Raw genomic sequence first — 18220 nt, 5'->3', positions numbered from 1 at the left:
TTGGACTACCATAACTTAAAGAAGATTACAATTTATTTTAGAAATTTTATTCATAAACTAGTTAGGCAATCTTCTGTAAAATATAATATCGAAATCTTTTTTTAAGCAATAATAAGATTTTTTTGGTTTTAATAAGAAAATGACTACGCTACAATCACTTAATAATTAAAGTAAAATATGAGAGCGAATATATAGACCCCTTATAAAATACGTTAATTTTTACCTATTTAGAAACTTAATATTTGCTATAGTCACACTTTTCAATTTAGACAATTTCAAATAAAGCTTTTCAAATTGTATTCCTTATATTTGAGACCAAATTAAATAAGTCCATAGCTATGAAAACAATCTTTACAAAAACTTTACTTTTCTGCATAATTTCAATTCACTTCGGATACTCACAAACAGTACTTCCAAATATTATTTCAGCACACACCACGCTTTTGAAAGCTAATAGCCCATATTATATTCAAACGAGCACACTTGTGTCTGATAATATAATATTGACCATAGAGGCAGGCGTTGTGATAAATATGGATGGAGTACTCAATATTAGAGGTAAAATTTTGGCCAACGGAAGCAGCTCAGACAGCATTTACTTTAACTGTAATAACATAAATGGTCCTGGCATAAGGTTAATAAAAGGTACTGCCGATATCATAGAAACTTACATGGAATTCAATTTTTGTAGAATAAAAAGTAAAAACGTAGGTATATATGGATTAGATAGAAGAGTTAAAATTAAAAACTCCAAAATAGAATTTTGCCTTGGCGATGGTGTGTTTTTAGAAAAGGGAGAAATTGTTGCTGACAGTAGTAGCTTTTCTTATAATCAAGGAAATGGAATAAAAGTCACAGATACTAACCCTATTATAAGACTTGAATATCAAGCTTCATTGTCAAAAATAGAAAATAGTATGTTGAAAAAAAACGATCTTTCAGGCTTAATTTTTGGTCCAATTAATACCTCTAGTTATTACATTACGAAATTATTATTTTATAATAATCTGATAGATAATAATCAAAATGGCATTTCACTTTTTGGGAATTTCTCAACAGAAATAATTAGTAATAAATTTATAAGTAACTCCAATTATGGAATAGGACTAAACACATATTATAGTTATCCGATCAGCTCTAACTCTGAAGTATCAAAAAATATTATTGCTTTAAATAAAGGGGCAATATTTTTACAGAATTTTTCTACTTATTCTGGAAATAAATTAATTATCAATAAAAATATTATTTATAAAAACTCAAGTAATGGAAGAGGAATTGATGGTGGAAATATAACATTCGAACCACATATTCTTAACCTAAATTCAAGCTTAAATTTAACAGGTAACACGATTATTGGGAATGATATATTTAATTTAATGCAAATTAATAGTGGTAATGATAGTCTGGAGGTGAAAAATAATTTGTTCTCTGGAAATGTCCCAGAAAAGTCATTTGACATGAGTTTTTTTTAAAGTTGTTAATAACAATAGTGGACCTCAATCTCAATCTGCTATTAAAATTGATTCCAATAATTTTTTTATGGATAATAAGTCAACTTACCTCATAAAAAACAATCTACAGACTTTTGATATTTTTCTGAAACATAACTATAAAAACATCCCCAAACCTAACTTCGATGGGTTTTATGGGTTCTATGGTTTTGTGTATGAGCAGTTCGCTTCTAGTACTCCAAACACCAAGGCACCTATTAGTCCTGTTAGTTTTTATATTGACTCTAGTGCAGCTCAAAAAGTTATTAGATGGAAACAAAACCCAGAGGGAGACTTAAAAGGTTATAGAGTATATTTCAATAAAGTATCCGATTTTGAATATTCTAACAGTGTTGATGTAGGCTTAACCAATAACTATGCTATTCCTTTGGGTACAACTCCAGGTACTGAGTTTTCGGTTACTGCTTATGATAATGATTATGATGGCATTGATGATATTTTTGATGGCAATGAAAGCTTTTACGCCAATCCTTCTCAAAATATCTCATCATTGGTTTATAAAGGTACAAATGTCAACAACACCCAAGAGTCTAGCCTGGCTATATGTGCATTAGAATCATATTCTATCAAAGCTATTGGTACTTGTGACAGCATAAAATGGAACACAGGCTATACTGGCAATATTTTAACTTTAGATACTTTAACACAAAGCAATAAATTTTATTTTGAATGTTTTAGATACGTACCCGTTCTCCATTCTATAACCAGTGACACTGTTTTTATAAATGTTAAACCTAATTTAGCTATACTCAACAGCATTCATGGTTATGGTTCTGATCAATCATTTTCAGCTAAAAAAATTCAATCAAGTTCAAAGATTAAAAACAGTAAGATAGATTATTGGGCTGAAAACAGCATTGAGTTTCTTGCCGGTTTTAAAGTTGAAAACGGAGAGCATTTTGAGGCTAAGATAAAGGCGATTTGTGTAGACTAGAACAAGCCCTAAAACCATACACTCCAAAAGAAATATTAAATTAAAAATAATTTTGAAAACACAATAAAAAGACCACCTAAATCGATAGGTGGCCTTTTGAGCTTTGCAAAGTTTTTGGCTTTGCCATTTAGTTTAAACACAGCTTAATTTTTATTCAAAACCAAAACCCAATCTTGCGATTTGTCTGGTCCTGAAATCGTTTTACAGATTTTTACATTTGTCGATTTGAATCCGCCTTTTATTGGATCAAAAACTTTTGCCGACCAACTGCCTTTTGGTAGGTTGATAGCTGTAGAAACGCCTTTTGGAAGGTAAACAATTAATTGGTTCTCATTTCCAAATACATAATCTTCTTCGCTTGCCGTAAGCTCATCGTTTGCTTTCATACTTTCTACTGCCAAGGCCGTAAAAAACTGCTGTGCAATAGCCGCTTCTTTATATTTTACCTCACGCGTACGGTGGTCTTCGGCATTGAGGTCATTTTGCTCGGTTTTGTAGCCATAGTAATATTCTACACCTGCTCCTCCTGCCATAAATGTACCCCAAAGCACCTTCTGACGTACATCTTCAATATTGTCGGTATTCATTTTACCTGTATAAAGTGCGTGACTAGCATCTACGGTAACACCTTTGTCGGCAGAACCTTGCTCGTCATTGGCTACCACCCACGGCTTGCCACTTTTTTCTGATTCGGTAACCCAATGTTTCACTTCCCCGTGTACATCATGCACATCTAACTGAAGCGAAGCACCCGTCAACTCCGACTGAAAACCAACCAAGTTTGGGTAATAATAGCTGTAGTTTGGATACGCAACACTTTTCTTAACAGGGTAACCAGGAGGATACGTGTGCTGCACCACGTGGTTTTTGTACGGATCCAAATTCCTGATATAACTACTTATTTTTCTGATAAGATCAACTGTTACGCGAGTTTCTTCGCTCAAGTTCCAGTTTAGTGCCAAATGGTGGCCAAAACGAGCGATTAGCTCACGGTAATACAACTTGCGTTCGTCTGTAAGTTCGTCTTTGCCCATCAAATTTACGCCTTCACTTTCAAAGGTTTTGAAGTGCAAATACATTCCTTTAGTTTCAGCATATGCAAATACGCGTTCCCACTGATCCAGTTTTGAACAATCGAAACGATCGTGATGCAGGCCCTTTTCCCATGACTTTGACTCGTTTGATGCCGCTATAAAAACCGAATCATTTTTAGTGATATACGGATACACACCGCCGTCGTCGCCATCTACCGAAAAAGTTAAAAACGAAAATGCATTAACTCCGATACTTGAAAGGTAATTTACAGTTCCTAATATGTTTTTACCTTTGCCATTTTGCCATGTATATGGTTGTGCTGCAGGATCAAAGTCTTTGGCGTGAGGTTCCCACGTTTTTATTAATTTAAAATAGTCTTTTCCAAGTTTTCCGTAGCAGTCTAATGTACCGTCAAAATCTGCATAATGTAGCATATTTTCGGGCGAATCTGCTCCTACTTTTAAGAAAGGCTTACGAGTCTCTGCCCATTCCAAATAACGTTTTCCTACGTATTGCAACCTTCCGTTGGCACTGTTGTCAGGAAGTTTTTTGGTATTTTCGGTAATCGTCAGTTCGCCTTTTTGACCATCCATAAAACCAGCCGAAACTCCGCCTTCTTTTACGGCAATCATTTCGCCTGCTTTAAAACTTACGCTGTATTTCCATTTGCCAGTTTTGGGAGCACTAAAATTCACTCTCCAGACATTCCCAGCTGTAGCTGAGCTGTTGTCTGCATTGCCATCAGCCGCATAAAAACCAGGCACTACCATAATAGGGGCACCACTCTCATGCGTAAAAGTGACGTCTAATTTATAATAAGTAAATGGATTTGGCTGAGTCAATTCGGAAGTAAGAGGGCCGTTAAAATCAAGCGTTGTTTTGTCCCACTTTTGGCCGGTGATTTGTGCCGAAGCCCAATGGCTTAAGCAACCAAATAGAGCAATAATTCCCAGTGTTTTTTTAAACATCATTTTCAAATTTTAAGTGTTAATATTTACGGTTGATAAATACTTAGTTATTGACCAATATTGGTCTATTTTCTGTAGCAGATTTATATACCAATTCCTGTATTTTCAGGCTTTTTATATAGTCGCTCGCACGGGTTTCAAAATCACTTTTTTCAAGAAGCCCTTTTATGAAATGCTCATGCGTAGAGAAACAGCAATCACCCGCAAAACCCGCGGTGCTTGGGGTATAAATATGCTCCATCTGCTCTTGCCCGAGCTTTTGAATCTTAATTTTTCCTTCTAAATCTAATCGAATGCTTCCTTCGCTTCCTTCTATCAAAAAAGTACCGAAAGTGTAGCGTTTATTAGGCACCACGTCTTCGTTGTAGCGGTTGGCATCCCATGTGCCCCACGCTCCGTTTTCAAAAGTAAACTGAACTTGTGCGGTATCCTCTCCATTTATAACCGGATTTAATCTTTTTAGCCGAGCAAAAACCTCACTTATCTCACCTCCCAAATATCGAAAAGTATCTATAAAATGAATGCCAGTTTCATAGATCAACAGGCGGTGATATTCTCTAAAATAAGGCTGACGTGACAAATAAGCCTCTTCGCCGTGTCCATCGCCCATGCGAGTTTGGAAATAAAAATTATGTGGTTTACCTATTGCATTTGCATCTAAAAGCTTTTTGATTTCGCGGTGCCACGGCTGAAACCTAAAGTTTTCGTGCACCATAAAAGGCACATTATTGGCATTTAGTAAATCTAAAATCTGCTCAGACTCAGCAAAAGTAGGTGCCAAAGGTTTCTGACAAATCATCGGAATACCGTAGCCACTGATTGATTTAATTATTTCGAAATGTGTGGCAGGAGGTGTTACAATGTCCACAAAATCAGGCTTTTCAGTCCTAATCATTTCTTCAAAGTCTGTATAAACCTTCGCTATATTGTACTTTTCTTGCATTTCGCTGGCTTTTGTTCCATCTAAGTCAGACAAAGCCACTATTTCCACTTCCGATATCCTTGACCAGGCATCATAATGAAAATCACTAAAATACCCTGCCCCTACTACTACTCCTTTTAGTTTTTTCATTCTTGAAAACTTGATTTTACAGGGTTCATTTTTGACCAACAAAACATCGCCAAAAAGGCCAAAGCTATGCCGATATAAAAAAAAGTATTTTCGTCGCCTGTCCATGCCATCAGATACGGAAAAGCCAGTGCTGTAAGAAACGACCCGAGGTTTCCGGCCATATTCATGGTACCTGACAACACCCCTGCATACTGTTTTCCAACATCCATACAATATGACCAAGACGGACTTAAAGTCATATCAGCACCGAAAATAGCGATAGATAAAAATGTAATGGACGAATAAATACTGTCAGCTTGTAAATTGGCTATTAAGCCGATAGCTATAAGTGAAAAACCGATCATAGCCGGGTATCTGCGGGAAATAACTATTCCTTTGTTTTTGTATAAATAATCTACCAAATAACCCGAGAAATAATTGCCCAAGGCTCCTGCAAAAAACGGCATACTGACCCAGTAACTCAGCGTTACGTCATCTATCTGATATTTGTTTTTGAGAAAAGGGAAAAGCCATGTTAAACAAAAGAAAAAGATATAATTACTAGCAAAATATTGCATCATTGTGTACCATACTTCCCTGTTTTTTAGAACTGTATTCCACGATATTTCTTTTTTATTTACCGTGTTTATTTTTTGGCGGTATTCCAAAATATAATCCAATTCGTCGTGACTTACCGAGGCGTGATCTTCAGGCAAATCCCTGTACCATTTATACCACAAAATAGACCATGCGATGCCTATAAATCCTAAAACAAAAAATGAATTTCTCCAGCCTAATGTGTTTATTAGAAAAATAACCAAAGGCATAGAAAAAGCAGCCCCAAGTCTGCTTCCAGAGAAATTTATACCCGTCACTAAGCCTCTTTCTTTTACTGGAAACCAGGCGATGCTTGATTTTGAAATTCCCGGAAATGCTCCAGCTTCGCCCGCCCCAAACAAAAAACGAACTACCAACAACGAGACGAAGTTCCAGGCCAAACCCGTAAAAGCCGTAAAAAGTGACCACAACGATACGATAAGTGTTAACACAGTACGAGGTCCTTTTTTATCTAACAACACACCTGAAGGCGTCTGCAAAAGGGCATAACCCAAAGCAAAAGCAGAAAGCACCCAGCCAAACTGCTTGTCGCTGAGGTCAAGGGCATCTGTGATGGGAGATTTGGCGGCAGAAATACACACCCTGTCTATGTACAAAAGTATCGTTAACGAAAAGGTGTAAAACACCAATTTGTAACGCGTTGGAAATGTTTTTTTCATGGCTTTAGGTTGAGTTTATTATAAGCGTCTAGCAGCCCAAACTCGTCACCTACATTCCCCGGAAAAACCACATAGGTCAGGTCAGGGAAACGAGAACTTTGGTCTGCTTGCCAAACTGGCACGCCGGGTAATATTTGCCCCAATACGAGGGCACGCTGTATGCCCAATCCTTTAGTGGCTACATCGCTTGAGGTTATACCTCCTTTTGCTATCAAAAATGCAGGTCTTTGGGCTAAATTTTGAACTAAAAAAATTAACCCTAGCGATACTCTTACACTTAATATCAGACTTTCATTTTCGGTTCTTTTACTCACTAACTGTCTACTTGTGTAGAGCACTACGTCTTTTTTATTTCCTAAAATCTCATTTAATTTTCGCGACAATTCATTAAAATAAACTTTTCCTTCTATTAAGAATTTTTCAACTTCAAATTCTAGCGGCTCTATATCTGACTTAAAAAGTGCATTGAGCTGCTGCGTGGTTTTGGGCACGTGCGAACCTACCACTATCAAGCCACCACTATTTGAGTTTCCTTGCAAAAAATCTTCTCTTTCTAATAAAGGCTTCTTGGCTATTTCGCCAATGGCAGGCACAAAAGATGCCGCAGTTCTAAAAACTATATGGCGTTTGGTTTTACCTAAAACTTTTACAAATCCCTCCAAATGCTCAGGACTTAGAGCATTTACTATCAATACCTTTGGTGTTATTTCTATTTTATTTAGAATTAGGTCGTTATCAAAACTTTCAAGCTCTGAAATGGAAACCGAATCTATTTCTGAAAGAGAAATTTTACCTTTACTTTTTTCTACCACCCATTCTCTAATGTTAGAGTTTGTGTAGCCAAAAGTTTTGTCTTTGGCATAAGGCGTTTCGGCAGCGGGAATCCATTCTTCGCCTTCTTTCACATAATGAATGTCGTCTTTTGTAAATCTATTTCCTTCAAAAAAAGCAGGTGCCAAAACAATCAGATAATCATTTTCCCAACCCAAACCTGTAGCCAAAGCCGTAACCTCTTCCGGAAAATGCCCACGAAGAGTAGAGTCTCCTCTGCTGATCACAAAAGTTGGTTTACCTATTTCTTTTATGGTACTTCCAATCTGAAAAGCCATTTTTTCGGCCTCGGCAGTAACTAAAGCACGCGAATTTGTCAGTATATAAAATAAGGGCGTTTTGTTTTCGTATTCAGTCTCAATAGTGGTTTTCTCCCAATTTGTAATCACAGGCACGCCATGCACAGTTTGCGTGCCAGTGGGGTCGTCGTCGAGAACTATTATGGTTTTCACTTCCTTCATTTTATTTTTCAATGGCTATGGCCCTACAAGGTGCACCGTCTCCTCCTTTTATTTTTAAAGGCAAAGCTATAAACGTCACCAAATCAGTTTGCAACTGATCCAAATTGCAGAGACCTTCTACTATTATTATTTTGTCTAATAAAATCTCATGGATTAAAGTTACCTCAGGCAGGTTGTTTACATCGGCCACCGATTGCGGCTCTACGCCTACCAACTTTACCCCTTTTTGCACCAACCAACGGGCCAAGTCTTCGCTGATGCGTGGCAATTTGTTTCGGTATGCATCAGTACCCAGTTTTTTATACCAATCGGTTCTAAAAAGTACGGCATCACCTAGGTTAATTCTATTCACAAAATCACCTAAATCACTGATATTAATCAAGTAAGAATCTGTAACAAAACTTAGGTTTATCACCCAAGTTCTGTCACAAACAAATTCTGAGACTTCAAATTGGTCTATCGTTTTGTTGCTTACGCCAAAGTGCACTGGAGCGTCCATATGCGTGCCTGCGTGCGAATATATCTGTAGTGTGCTGGCATTCCATCCGTCAGTTTCGAGGTCTCTGGCGGGCGAAATATTAAATCCAGCCACAGCAGCCGAATAGTCCAAGGTGAGGTCAATATATCTCATAAAAACTTCAAAATAGATTGAGCAACCTCTTTGGTAGAATTAGTGCCACCTGCATCGGTAGTCAACACACCCGCGGCAGTAGTTTGATTGATAGCCGCCACTATTGCATCTGCAGCAGCTTGCTCGCCAAGGTGCTCCAACATAATAGCCGCAGACCAAATTTGACCGATCGGGTTCGCAATACCTTTACCCGCGATGTCTGGAGCCGAACCGTGGATAGGCTCAAACATAGATGGAAACGTTCTTTCTGGGTTCAAGTTTCCACTTGGACCGAATCCTAAACTTCCCATTATAGCACCGCCCAAATCAGACAATATATCGCCTAACATATTGGTAGTCAACACCACGTCAAAATACTCAGGATGTAACACAAAATTTGCCGTAGCAGCATCTATGTACATTTTGCGGTATTCCACATCTGGATATTGTGCCGCCACTTCACCAATCACCCTATCCCAATAGGCCAAGGTATTAATCATCGTATTTGACTTCGTCACGTTGGTAACTTTGCTTCTTCTTTTACGAGCCAACTTAAACGAATAATGAGCGATTCGCTCGATACCTACACGGGTAAATAAACTAGTATCTGTAGCAAACCCGTGCGGTTCGTCGCCGTACATGACTCTACCATTTTGAACAAACTCCCCTTCGTTATTTTCACGGATAACCACAAAGTCTATATCCGCCTGAGTTTTTGTACCCAAGGGACTCTGAATTCCGTCAAGCAATTTCACAGGTCGGTAGTTAACATACTGCTTAAATGCAGTTCTTACTTTATTAGTAAAAAGCTTAAACGGAAGCGTGTCGTCTACAGCTGGCAAACCAACCGCACCAAACAAAATAGCATCAAACGATTTTAACTCTTCCATAGCACCTTCGGCCATAAAATCGCCGTGCTCCTGATAATATCCTGCTCCAAACGGAAAACTGGTGATAGCTAATTTAAAACCAAATTTGGCAGATGCCGCCTCTAAAACTTCAACACCCATTGGCACTATTTCATGACCAATACCATCGCCATTAACTACGGCAATCTTATAATTTTTCATTTTGCTTATTTATTAAAATATCTATTGAATTACTTGCATGTTTACGAATAAAATACTCTGCTTTTTCGGCGTCGCCAGCTTTAATGGCATTGATGATATCGTAGTGCTCGGCCAGTGTCTCTTGAGGCGAACGCACCAAACCAAGGCTAAATGTCATCTTTAAATAATTGCCGAGGGCATCCAGTTTTTTGAGTACTACATTGTCAGACAGCTGCCTAATGGCATTGTGAAACTCCTGATCGGCAATACGGTAATCGCTAATCACAATGTCAGTTTGCCCCACAAATGGTTCAAAAATCGCATTTAGTTTTAGAGCTAGTTCCACATGGTCAGGGCTTTGAGCCAATTTTCTAGCGGCTAAACCTTCCAAAACCTCTCTACACTCAAATGCGTCTATAAGCTCTTTTTGGTCAAATTTTTTCACCAAATACCCTTTCCTAGGCACCGACTCCACCAAAAACTCACTTTCAAGCATCTGCAAGGCTTTATGTAGCGGCATACGACTTATGCCCAAGTTTTCGGCAATTTTCTCTTGCACGAGCTTTTGCCCCCGTTCGAGTTCACCACTCAAAATCTGACTTTTTATTTGCTGGTAGGCCAATTGGCTCAAATCTGCGTGCTCTATCATGTATACTGTATTTTGTATACAAAACTAAAAAACAAAAGTTAATAACAAAACTTTTTCACGAAAAAATACTATTTATTATAATATATAGGGCGGCTGCCGGCAAAGCCAGGCACCGGGCTTTCCGTTCCCGCTTTTTGTCGGCCAGAGGGCCAGACAAAAGAGCTCCACTACAATCCCATGCCGCGGAAGAATTGATTGAAAAAAACAGAAAATTAGTACTCGAAAATTTAGATAAAAAATTACTGTCAAACGGGTAAAAAAAATAGAAAATAAATCTTTACATCGCCCTGCACTGTCTGAGCACTGTTAAAATTCTTTTGGGAAGTATATTTTTATTAGAACATTGGTAATAAGAATTTTAATTGTGCGAGTTTGCAGGGTGCAGTTTTTTTTGCTCCGTTTTTTTTCGAAAAAAAATGGAGGCCCCGCTGGCAGGCGACACAGTAAATGAAAGGGGGTGTTTTTCAAAATGATTAAAAAATGGCTTCAATAATAGGTTTAAGCTATGTTTTTTAAAAAATAAAAATTAACCGTTTGACAAAATATATTATTCTTATAAGAAAAATGTATAAAAACGAAATTCTAAACCCTCCAGTGATTGAATTTTTCCTAATTTTTTTCACTTATGGGGGATTATTAGTGTTATTAGTTAGTTCATTTTTTATGCAGTGGTCCGGAATGGCATCAATAGGTGCATTTTATTTATTTTTATTCGCACCTTTTTTAATGGCAATCCTAGCTTACCTGCATAGAAACAATCGTTTAGTCTCAAAATATCACAATTATGTATACATTTCCGGCTTACTATATTTTGCCCTATTGCCGGCTGTGATATTCATTGTTTATTTAGTTGAGAAGTAAAAAAATACAATCAAAAAAATGGGAGGATGATAGGTTCCAAAAATCTTGGAATTTGGATTTGGAAAAGGTATATCGCCAAACGATAAAATCCAAAACTAGAAAAAGACTAAGCCTTAACTCGTTAGCAAATCATAGTTTAGCGGGATGGAAATATCCGAAAGAACATTTTTATTTATGTGTTTATTTTCCTTAATAACTTTTGTGCCTATCACATAAGCTTTTGCATTATTGATGGCATCAACAGACAGTAATTTTTCAGCTTTAAAATACCAAACCGAGCGTTTTTGATTATCGTCTTCTCTCATAATCAAATCATCATATCCGTCTGCAAGGCCAACGATCTGTAACTTGGTGTCATATTGGTCAGACCAAAACCAGGGAATAGAGTCATAGGCTTGCCACTTACCCGAAATAGCTGCGGCAGCCACTTTACCTTGATCAACGGCATTTTGAACAGACTCTAATCGTACATATCGGCCATAATGAGGATTAAAATGGTTGGTACAATCACCTGTGGCATAAATATCCGAATCAGAAGTTTGTGCAAACTCATTTACTTTTATACCGTTTTCTATCTCTAAGCCTATGCTTTCAGCTAATTCGAAATTAACCCTTACTCCCACTCCAACGATAATTAAATCTGCCAAATATTCACTTCCATCTTGACAGGTAACTTGCTTAGTTTCTTCTAAAGTTTCAACAGAAACAACTTGTTTATTGGCATAAACCTCAACACCATTTTGTGTATGTAGATTATAAAAATACGCTGACATTTCAGGCGAAGTAACCCGCGACAATATGCGACGCTCTCTTTCTAAAATAACCACAGAAGCCCCCAACTTTTTAAGCGAAGCGGCTATTTCCAAACCAATATAACCACCACCTATGATTAGCACTTTTTTGCTTTTAGACAAACCATAGGCTTCCTTGATTTTCAATACGTCGGCGGCTGTTCTCAAATAGCAAACATGAGCCCCAGCAGATAAACCCACAATATTGGGTACCAAAGCACGAGCACCAGTGGCAAATACCAATTTATCATAAGATTGAATATGCCCATCTGAAAGACTAATTACTTTTAAATCCCTATTAATTGAAGTTACCGATTTACCCAATTGCAGTTCTATACTTTCGTTTTGATAGCTTTGTTCAGGTTTTAAAAGATAATTTGCTATGCCCGCTTCGGAGGTCAAAAAAGCTTTTGACAAAGGTGGCCGATGATAGGGTAAATGTGGGTCAGCATCAAAAAGGATAATCTTACCCTGCCAACCTTCTTTTCTTAGCGAAAACGCAAAGTTTACACCTGCATGACTTGCACCTATCACTACGCATGTTTGCTCTTTAGATTCAATCATTTATTTTGCAACTTTTAGCACCACGCCATCCAAAGCTTCCGTGATATTAATTTGACAGCCAAGACGACTATATTCATCGGCATTGTCGTCGAGTTCTAACATATCGGTTTCTATCTCACTAGCCCTACCTACAATTTCCAAAAACTCGGGTAAAACATGCACATGGCAAGTGGCACACGAACAAACACCGCCGCAATCGCCATCAATGCCTTTTATATTATTTGCAACTGCCAGTTCCATTACATTTCCAGAGCTTGCCTCTACCGTAATAGATTCATTATCAGAAGTTAAAAAAGTTATTTTTGCCATAGTTAAGATATTATTTAATATTTAAAATCAATTTATGAAAGCCTACTTTACGTTTAAATTCTCCCCAGTCTTCTATGTTTTCTTCAAAATCAACCACTTCCATTTGGGTAACTTTTTCTGTTAAAACGGTGATAAGTGTTTTCAAGATTTGGCGTGCATGGGTAGCACCGAGGCAATTGTGATGGCTAAAACCAAAACCTACATGCGGATTGATTTTTCTATCTAACATTACTTCATTTGGATTTTCAAAAACGTTCTCGTCTCGGTTAGCAGATGCCCAACACAATGAAACTCGCGTATCTGCCTTAGCAGCGTGTTCGCACACCACCGTGTCTTCGGTCACTACTCTGCCCATGTGTGTCAATGGAGCAAAATACCGCACCAATTCTTCCACGGCCTTGCCGATCATTTCAGGATTTTGCTTTAGCATCAAAAGAGCCTTTGGGTTTTCAGCAAAATAAGAGAGTGAATTTGTAACAGCATTTATAACAGTGTCTCTTCCTCCCGCAAAAGTCAGAATCAACACACCTTTAACCTCTTCCTTATTTAATTTTCTTCCCTGAAAATCAGAATTTAATAAAACTGAGTACAGGTCTTCACCCGGATTTAAGATCGCCCTGTCTATTTCGGCGTCTATATAATCGTATAACACATTAGCTTTATCGGCATCCAATGATTCACCTTCGCTTCTAAACACATGCGTTCCCCACGAAATCCATATATCAGATTCTTCAAAAGGCGTATTGAGCAATAAAGTGAGGGCTCGTGACTGCAAAGGCAAAGCAAAATCACTGATAATTTCAATATTGCCTTTGTTCAAGACTTCATCCACCGCTTTTTCAATCTGGGCTTTTAGTTTCTCCTGATATTTCGCTTGAAGTGGCCTTTTAAACCACGCCTCCACTATGGCTCTATATTCGCCATGTAAAGGAGGATCTACCTCAAAAGGAATCTGACGGGTATCTCTGATTTTTACTTCCGAAGGCACCACTATTCTTCCAGGAGTAGCACCAGATTGAAAGGTTTTGGCATTATGAGCAGTTTTTCTGACATCTTTATGCCTCAAAAGTATCATTACGTCATCGTCTTGATCAGCCACTTTCCCAAAACCCTGTGTTTTTCTGGCTTCCTCAAAAGGGTCTGGAAATATGCTTGGGTTTTTATTATTCATATTTAACAGTTTCAAATTTGTTCATTAAAAAAAAGAAGTGTTTCCCCAATGTTATCACGCCAATACTCCCAACTATGAGCACCCTCTTTGATTAAAAATTCATGGGGAATATTGTGCTCGTTCAGCTGTTTGTCTAATATCTGGTTTGCTTCGAAAAGTGTATCTTCTTTTCCGCAGTCAAACCTAAATGGCTTCAGGCTTGCCTTATGGGCCAACATTATATCGATTACGTTTTCCTCCGATTCTATGGCTTGTTTTAGCAAGTCAAAATTCTCAACAAACTGGCCCATCTGATCGAATCGTATAATGGAACTTAAACCGCTGAACGCTTTGAAAACATTGGGATATTTAGCCCCAAGCCGTAAAGCTCCATAGCCACCCATTGAAAGCCCCGCCAAAAATACGGGAGAAGCGTCGCTCACTTCCTTGTAGTTATCTTTTACTATGGATATTACATCTTCAACTATCCATTTTTCATAATCCGCATTGTGATGTTTCAAATAGCCGCTTCCATCGTGAAAAAGCCCGTCAGATGGCATTACAAGAAGCATAGGTTCAACTTGCTGATTCGCAATCATGGATTTAAGTGTTTGGTGTACATTCGCTTTTAAGGACCAAGCCCAATGGCTACCATACACGCCATGTAGCAGTATTACAATGGGCATATTAGTAAAATCACCTGTAGGTTTAAAGACACTAAGGTCTGCACGATTGCCAAGTGCATTACTTTTTACGGTAAAAACATCTAGTGCTCCAATCTTACCTCTTTCTGTAGTAAAAAACTTCTTCATCTTTTCATTCAAAAACAATTACACCTTTAGCGTTTTTACCAGCCAACATATCGGCAAATGCCTCTGGAAGTTTCTCTAACGGATAGGTTCTGGTAACCATCTCGTCTAACATCAATTTACCTGATTGGTACAGCTCGATTATTTGTGGAAAATCAATTTGAGGGCGGGCTTTGCCGTATAATGGGTTAATATAAATTTTATCCCATTCAAAAAGACTCATGTCTATTGTTATTTCTTCTTCTATGCCGCTCACTTGCACGGCAGTTCCAGCGTTTCGGACCATAGCCAAAGGTGCCGCTCCTAGTCTTGGAATTGCCGTACATTCAAATGCATAATCCGCCCCCCGTCCATTGCACATGGTTTTAACTTGTTCGGCTGCTTGGCTCAGTAAAGTATCTTCTTTTGATGCTAAAATAGTATGTGTAGCCCCAAACTGTACGGCTAGCTTTAACCTTTCGGCATTAATATCAATTGCGATTATTTTTGCTGCTCCGCTTATTTTTGCTCCTTGAATTACATTTAAACCCACTCCACCCGTACCTATTACTACTACGCTGCTACCTGCTTTTACTTTAGCGGCATTGGTAACTGAGCCAAAGCCCGTCATAACGCCACAGCTAACTATGGCTGCACTCGGAAAAGGCACATCGTGGGCAATTTTTACACATGCAGCTTCTCTTACTAGTGTGTATTCGCTCATGGTGCCTAATCCAAAAGCGTGCTCTATAGGCAGTGAGTTATACATGGTACTTTCTAAACATGCGTGACCTCCTGAAACCGAATTTCCGGCAGTTACGGCTGAGTTCTTTTCACAAATATGTTGGTTGCCTTCTTGACACTGAAAACATGAATAGCACGGAATGGCCCAATTTAAAATAACAGCATCTCCAACTTTTAAATCTTTTACTTCGGGACCAATGGCCTCCACTATACCTGAACCTTCATGGCCCATTACGATGGGTTTACCCCAATTGAGCGAATCCCAGTCGGTGTGGCAAATGCCAGCTGCCTTCATTTTTACACGAATTTCGTCACCAATTGGTGAAGCTATTTGTATTTCTTCTATGCTATATGAGCCATCGCCTTTGGCAACTGCGGCTTTTGAAATTTTCATTTTTTATAAAGAGTGGTTGAAATTTTGAATTCACAATGCGTTAGTTTTTACTTGGTGTAACTTTACAGGTATACCTTAAATAAAAACAATACACAAAATTCTAAAATATCTACAACTTTAGCTTGTTACTTTTTTTCATTTAATTGTCTTATATTATCTTTAATAAAAAAATAAGAACAAATTATAGTTAAATGAAGGCAGTTTACGAACATATAAATCCGGGGGCTAGCCAGTCAATCGCCTACCGCCACTTTGACCTACCTGCGTTTGAGTCACCGTTTCATTATCACCCAGAATATGAACTTACGTTTATAATAAAAGGAGATGGCTTACGCTATGTGGGCAGCCAAATTGAGGAATTTATAGAGGGTGAATTAGTTTTGCTTGGCCCCAACCTCCCCCATTGCTGGATAAATCGTGAGCTCGCCGAAGGTGAGCATGTAAAGGCTTTTGTGATTCAGTTTCATCCAGACATTTTAGAGAAGTCGCTTTTAAATTTGCCTGAGTTTGATTCGGTAAAACAGCTTCTAGAGAGCTCAAAAGATGGGGTGATTTTCACAAATCATGATTTTGATAAGTATATACCACTACTTAACAAACTAAAACCCGCGGGACAATTCCTTAAACTATTGGAGATTTTTTTAGAGTTAAGTTCAAGTCAAAAAACGAGTATTTTACATAAGACATATACCGAAAACAAAGATCAACATAGATTTCAAGAGGTATTTGGGTATATAATTACACACTTTAGGGAAAACATTAGCTTAGAGAAAGTTGCAGAAATAGCGATGTTGAGCCCGACGTCATTTTGTAGATATTTCAAAAAAATAACGGGTAAAACCCTCTTTGAGATTATTTTAGAATATAGATTAGAAGCTGCTGCTCAACTACTTTTACGAACAAACACTAGAATTAGCCAAGTAGCTTTTGAAAGTGGATTTGAGGATATTCCATATTTTAACCGAACATTTAAAAAGTGGAAAGGCGTAAGTCCAAATGCATTTCGAACAAACAGGTAATCAGGAAAGGAACGATATTTTATATTAATATCTCTAACTTATATTTTATTTAAAAAACAGGGCAGTTTAGAAACTGTCAAACATATACGATACAACAAAACTATGAAGGTATTTCAATGCGGAAATTGTTCGCACCCACTCTATTTTGAAAACACTAGCTGCGAAAAATGTGGGCACATTTGTGGTTACAGAGCAAAAGATAGAATGATGTTAACTTTTGATCCTGCAAACCAAACCTTATTATCTGAAAGAGAAAGTATCGCATACAAGTTTTGCCAAAATCACGAGCATGAGGTCTGCAACTGAGTGATTCCGATTGAATCTGCTGACAAGTTTTGTTCGGCATGTAAACTAAACCGAACGATTCCCAACCTTGGCAATGCCAAAAACAATGAAAAATGGCAGCACCTAGAAGTTGCCAAACACAGTTTGATTTATCAATTGCAGAAGTTAGGTTTACCGCTTCCTAGTAAGTTGAAAAACAAAAAAGAAGGCTTGTGTTTTGATTTTGTGTCTCGCATAACAAACAAAAAACTAATGACCGGACACGCAAATGGCGTGATTACGATATTGATTAGTGAGGCAAATTCGGTAGAAAGAGAAAGAAGAAGGAAAGACCTGTCTGAACCATATAGAACATTAATAGGTCACCTTAGGCATGAGGTGGGGCATTATTTTTGGGAAAGAATAATATATACTGATCAAAAAGTTTTGGATGAGAATAGAAGTATTTTTGGTGACGAACGTATTAGCTATGCGGATTCTTTGACCGAATATTACAAAAAGCCTGATACTAAAGAATGGCAAGCGAACTTTATCAGCCGCTACGCCACCGCCCACTCTTGGGAAGACTGGGCCGAAACTTGGGCTCATTACCTCCACATAATGGATATGGTAGAGACTGCCTTCTTTTTTAAACTCAAAGTGGTGCTAGACAAAGAAATAAAAACCAAAGTGAGTGTAGACCCTTACACGGTTAAGAGTTTTGATAAAATAGTACAGACTTCGGTTCCCTTATCATTTGCAGTAAATAGCATAAGTAGAGCCATGGGACATTTGGAAGTATATCCGTTTGTGCTTACGCCGGCCATAATAGACAAACTGAAGTTTATCCATAAGCTTTTGTGGAAATTAAGAACCAGTAACGAAATCAATCCTATCCTAAACAATTAAGCCTATTCCCTTTTCTTCGGGTTTCTTGCAGCAGGGATAGGAGTATTGTTT

17 protein-coding genes are annotated in these 18220 nt (G+C 37.9%); 5 read left to right on the top strand and 12 right to left on the bottom strand.

Annotated features, from left to right (window positions below):
- Positions 1-338: 338 nt before the first annotated feature.
- Positions 339-1472 carry a right-handed parallel beta-helix repeat-containing protein gene (locus ACFOOI_RS02580; RefSeq protein WP_379834708.1) on the top strand — a complete coding sequence of 378 codons (1134 nt, stop codon included), beginning with the start codon at positions 339-341 and terminating at the stop codon, positions 1470-1472.
- 67 nt (positions 1473-1539) lie between these two features.
- The gene (locus tag ACFOOI_RS02575; RefSeq protein ID WP_379834706.1) at positions 1540-2445 is read left to right on the top strand and encodes a 3-coathanger stack domain-containing protein; all 906 of its coding nucleotides are present in this window, start codon (positions 1540-1542) and stop codon (positions 2443-2445) included.
- A 143-nt stretch (positions 2446-2588) separates the two neighbouring features.
- Here the strand turns inward: ACFOOI_RS02575 and ACFOOI_RS02570 are convergent, their stop codons facing one another.
- From ACFOOI_RS02570 to ACFOOI_RS02515, 12 genes are all read right to left on the bottom strand, one after another.
- Positions 2589-4451 carry a DUF5060 domain-containing protein gene (locus tag ACFOOI_RS02570; protein WP_379834704.1) on the bottom strand — a complete coding sequence of 621 codons (1863 nt, stop codon included), beginning with the start codon at positions 4449-4451 and terminating at the stop codon, positions 2589-2591.
- Between the two features lie 40 nt (positions 4452-4491).
- Positions 4492-5520, bottom strand: a complete 1029-nt coding sequence (locus ACFOOI_RS02565; protein ID WP_379834702.1) for a Gfo/Idh/MocA family protein — start codon at positions 5518-5520, stop codon at positions 4492-4494.
- Entirely contained in the window at positions 5517-6776 is a 1260-nt protein-coding gene (locus ACFOOI_RS02560; RefSeq protein ID WP_379834700.1) for an MFS transporter, read from the bottom strand. The genes ACFOOI_RS02565 and ACFOOI_RS02560 overlap by 4 nt, the downstream gene beginning before the upstream one ends.
- Positions 6773-8068: a four-carbon acid sugar kinase family protein gene (locus ACFOOI_RS02555; protein ID WP_379834697.1), complete on the bottom strand. Its 1296-nt coding sequence runs from the start codon at positions 8066-8068 to the stop codon at positions 6773-6775. The genes ACFOOI_RS02560 and ACFOOI_RS02555 overlap by 4 nt, the downstream gene beginning before the upstream one ends.
- A gap of 1 nt (position 8069) precedes the next feature.
- Entirely contained in the window at positions 8070-8699 is a 630-nt protein-coding gene (locus tag ACFOOI_RS02550; RefSeq protein ID WP_379834694.1) for a cyclase family protein, read from the bottom strand.
- The gene (locus ACFOOI_RS02545; protein ID WP_379834692.1) at positions 8696-9748 is read right to left on the bottom strand and encodes an isocitrate/isopropylmalate dehydrogenase family protein; all 1053 of its coding nucleotides are present in this window, start codon (positions 9746-9748) and stop codon (positions 8696-8698) included. The genes ACFOOI_RS02550 and ACFOOI_RS02545 overlap by 4 nt, the downstream gene beginning before the upstream one ends.
- A complete protein-coding gene (locus ACFOOI_RS02540; protein ID WP_379834690.1) occupies positions 9735-10376 on the bottom strand; it encodes a GntR family transcriptional regulator in 642 nt (213 codons plus the stop codon). The genes ACFOOI_RS02545 and ACFOOI_RS02540 overlap by 14 nt, the downstream gene beginning before the upstream one ends.
- Positions 10377-11350: 974 nt before the next feature.
- Positions 11351-12592 (bottom strand): NAD(P)/FAD-dependent oxidoreductase, encoded by a 1242-nt coding sequence (locus tag ACFOOI_RS02535; protein WP_379834688.1) that lies wholly within the window; start codon positions 12590-12592, stop codon positions 11351-11353.
- Positions 12593-12901 carry a 2Fe-2S iron-sulfur cluster-binding protein gene (locus ACFOOI_RS02530; protein WP_379834685.1) on the bottom strand — a complete coding sequence of 103 codons (309 nt, stop codon included), beginning with the start codon at positions 12899-12901 and terminating at the stop codon, positions 12593-12595. It abuts the gene before it with no gap.
- A 10-nt stretch (positions 12902-12911) separates the two neighbouring features.
- Positions 12912-14072, bottom strand: coding sequence for a cytochrome P450 (locus ACFOOI_RS02525; protein ID WP_379834682.1), 1161 nt, complete (start codon positions 14070-14072; stop codon positions 12912-12914).
- A gap of 11 nt (positions 14073-14083) precedes the next feature.
- On the bottom strand, positions 14084-14863 hold the full coding sequence (locus tag ACFOOI_RS02520; protein WP_379834679.1) for an alpha/beta hydrolase: 780 nt from the start codon (positions 14861-14863) through the stop codon (positions 14084-14086).
- Positions 14864-14867: 4 nt separating this feature from the next.
- Positions 14868-15977 (bottom strand): Zn-dependent alcohol dehydrogenase, encoded by a 1110-nt coding sequence (locus tag ACFOOI_RS02515; protein WP_379834676.1) that lies wholly within the window; start codon positions 15975-15977, stop codon positions 14868-14870.
- A 191-nt stretch (positions 15978-16168) separates the two neighbouring features.
- Here ACFOOI_RS02515 and ACFOOI_RS02510 point away from each other — a divergent pair, with 191 nt between their 5' ends.
- From ACFOOI_RS02510 to ACFOOI_RS02500, 3 genes are all read left to right on the top strand, one after another.
- Complete coding sequence (locus ACFOOI_RS02510) at positions 16169-16996, top strand: AraC family transcriptional regulator (RefSeq protein ID WP_379834674.1); 828 nt, start codon at positions 16169-16171, stop codon at positions 16994-16996.
- Between the two features lie 102 nt (positions 16997-17098).
- Positions 17099-17302 carry a zinc-ribbon domain-containing protein gene (locus ACFOOI_RS02505; RefSeq protein ID WP_379834672.1) on the top strand — a complete coding sequence of 68 codons (204 nt, stop codon included), beginning with the start codon at positions 17099-17101 and terminating at the stop codon, positions 17300-17302.
- Positions 17303-18169, top strand: coding sequence for a zinc-binding metallopeptidase family protein (locus ACFOOI_RS02500; RefSeq protein ID WP_379834670.1), 867 nt, complete (start codon positions 17303-17305; stop codon positions 18167-18169). It abuts the gene before it with no gap.
- Positions 18170-18220: the final 51 nt, after the last annotated feature.

This window comes from Lacihabitans lacunae (genome assembly GCF_042649125.1).
GTDB classification, from domain to species: domain Bacteria; phylum Bacteroidota; class Bacteroidia; order Cytophagales; family Spirosomataceae; genus Leadbetterella; species Leadbetterella lacunae.
The sequence above is the reverse complement of the archived record's forward strand: the minus strand, read 5'-3'. Positions and strand labels throughout refer to the sequence as shown.

Excerpts from the sequence above, each read along its gene's own strand:
- ACFOOI_RS02565 (WP_379834702.1), bottom strand. The coding sequence starts at position 5,520 with ATGAAAAAACTAAAAGGAGTAGTAGTAGGGGCAGGGTATTTTAGTGAT.
- ACFOOI_RS02575 (WP_379834706.1), top strand. The coding sequence starts at position 1,540 with ATGGATAATAAGTCAACTTACCTCATAAAAAACAATCTACAGACTTTT.
- ACFOOI_RS02535 (WP_379834688.1), bottom strand. The coding sequence starts at position 12,592 with ATGATTGAATCTAAAGAGCAAACATGCGTAGTGATAGGTGCAAGTCAT.
- ACFOOI_RS02540 (WP_379834690.1), bottom strand. The coding sequence starts at position 10,376 with ATGATAGAGCACGCAGATTTGAGCCAATTGGCCTACCAGCAAATAAAA.
- ACFOOI_RS02545 (WP_379834692.1), bottom strand. The coding sequence starts at position 9,748 with ATGAAAAATTATAAGATTGCCGTAGTTAATGGCGATGGTATTGGTCAT.
- ACFOOI_RS02515 (WP_379834676.1), bottom strand. The coding sequence starts at position 15,977 with ATGAAAATTTCAAAAGCCGCAGTTGCCAAAGGCGATGGCTCATATAGC.
- ACFOOI_RS02530 (WP_379834685.1), bottom strand. The coding sequence starts at position 12,901 with ATGGCAAAAATAACTTTTTTAACTTCTGATAATGAATCTATTACGGTA.
- ACFOOI_RS02555 (WP_379834697.1), bottom strand. The coding sequence starts at position 8,068 with ATGAAGGAAGTGAAAACCATAATAGTTCTCGACGACGACCCCACTGGC.
- ACFOOI_RS02550 (WP_379834694.1), bottom strand. The coding sequence starts at position 8,699 with ATGAGATATATTGACCTCACCTTGGACTATTCGGCTGCTGTGGCTGGA.
- ACFOOI_RS02505 (WP_379834672.1), top strand. The coding sequence starts at position 17,099 with ATGAAGGTATTTCAATGCGGAAATTGTTCGCACCCACTCTATTTTGAA.
- ACFOOI_RS02570 (WP_379834704.1), bottom strand. The coding sequence starts at position 4,451 with ATGATGTTTAAAAAAACACTGGGAATTATTGCTCTATTTGGTTGCTTA.
- ACFOOI_RS02510 (WP_379834674.1), top strand. The coding sequence starts at position 16,169 with ATGAAGGCAGTTTACGAACATATAAATCCGGGGGCTAGCCAGTCAATC.
- ACFOOI_RS02560 (WP_379834700.1), bottom strand. The coding sequence starts at position 6,776 with ATGAAAAAAACATTTCCAACGCGTTACAAATTGGTGTTTTACACCTTT.
- ACFOOI_RS02520 (WP_379834679.1), bottom strand. The coding sequence starts at position 14,863 with ATGAAGAAGTTTTTTACTACAGAAAGAGGTAAGATTGGAGCACTAGAT.
- ACFOOI_RS02580 (WP_379834708.1), top strand. The coding sequence starts at position 339 with ATGAAAACAATCTTTACAAAAACTTTACTTTTCTGCATAATTTCAATT.
- ACFOOI_RS02525 (WP_379834682.1), bottom strand. The coding sequence starts at position 14,072 with ATGAATAATAAAAACCCAAGCATATTTCCAGACCCTTTTGAGGAAGCC.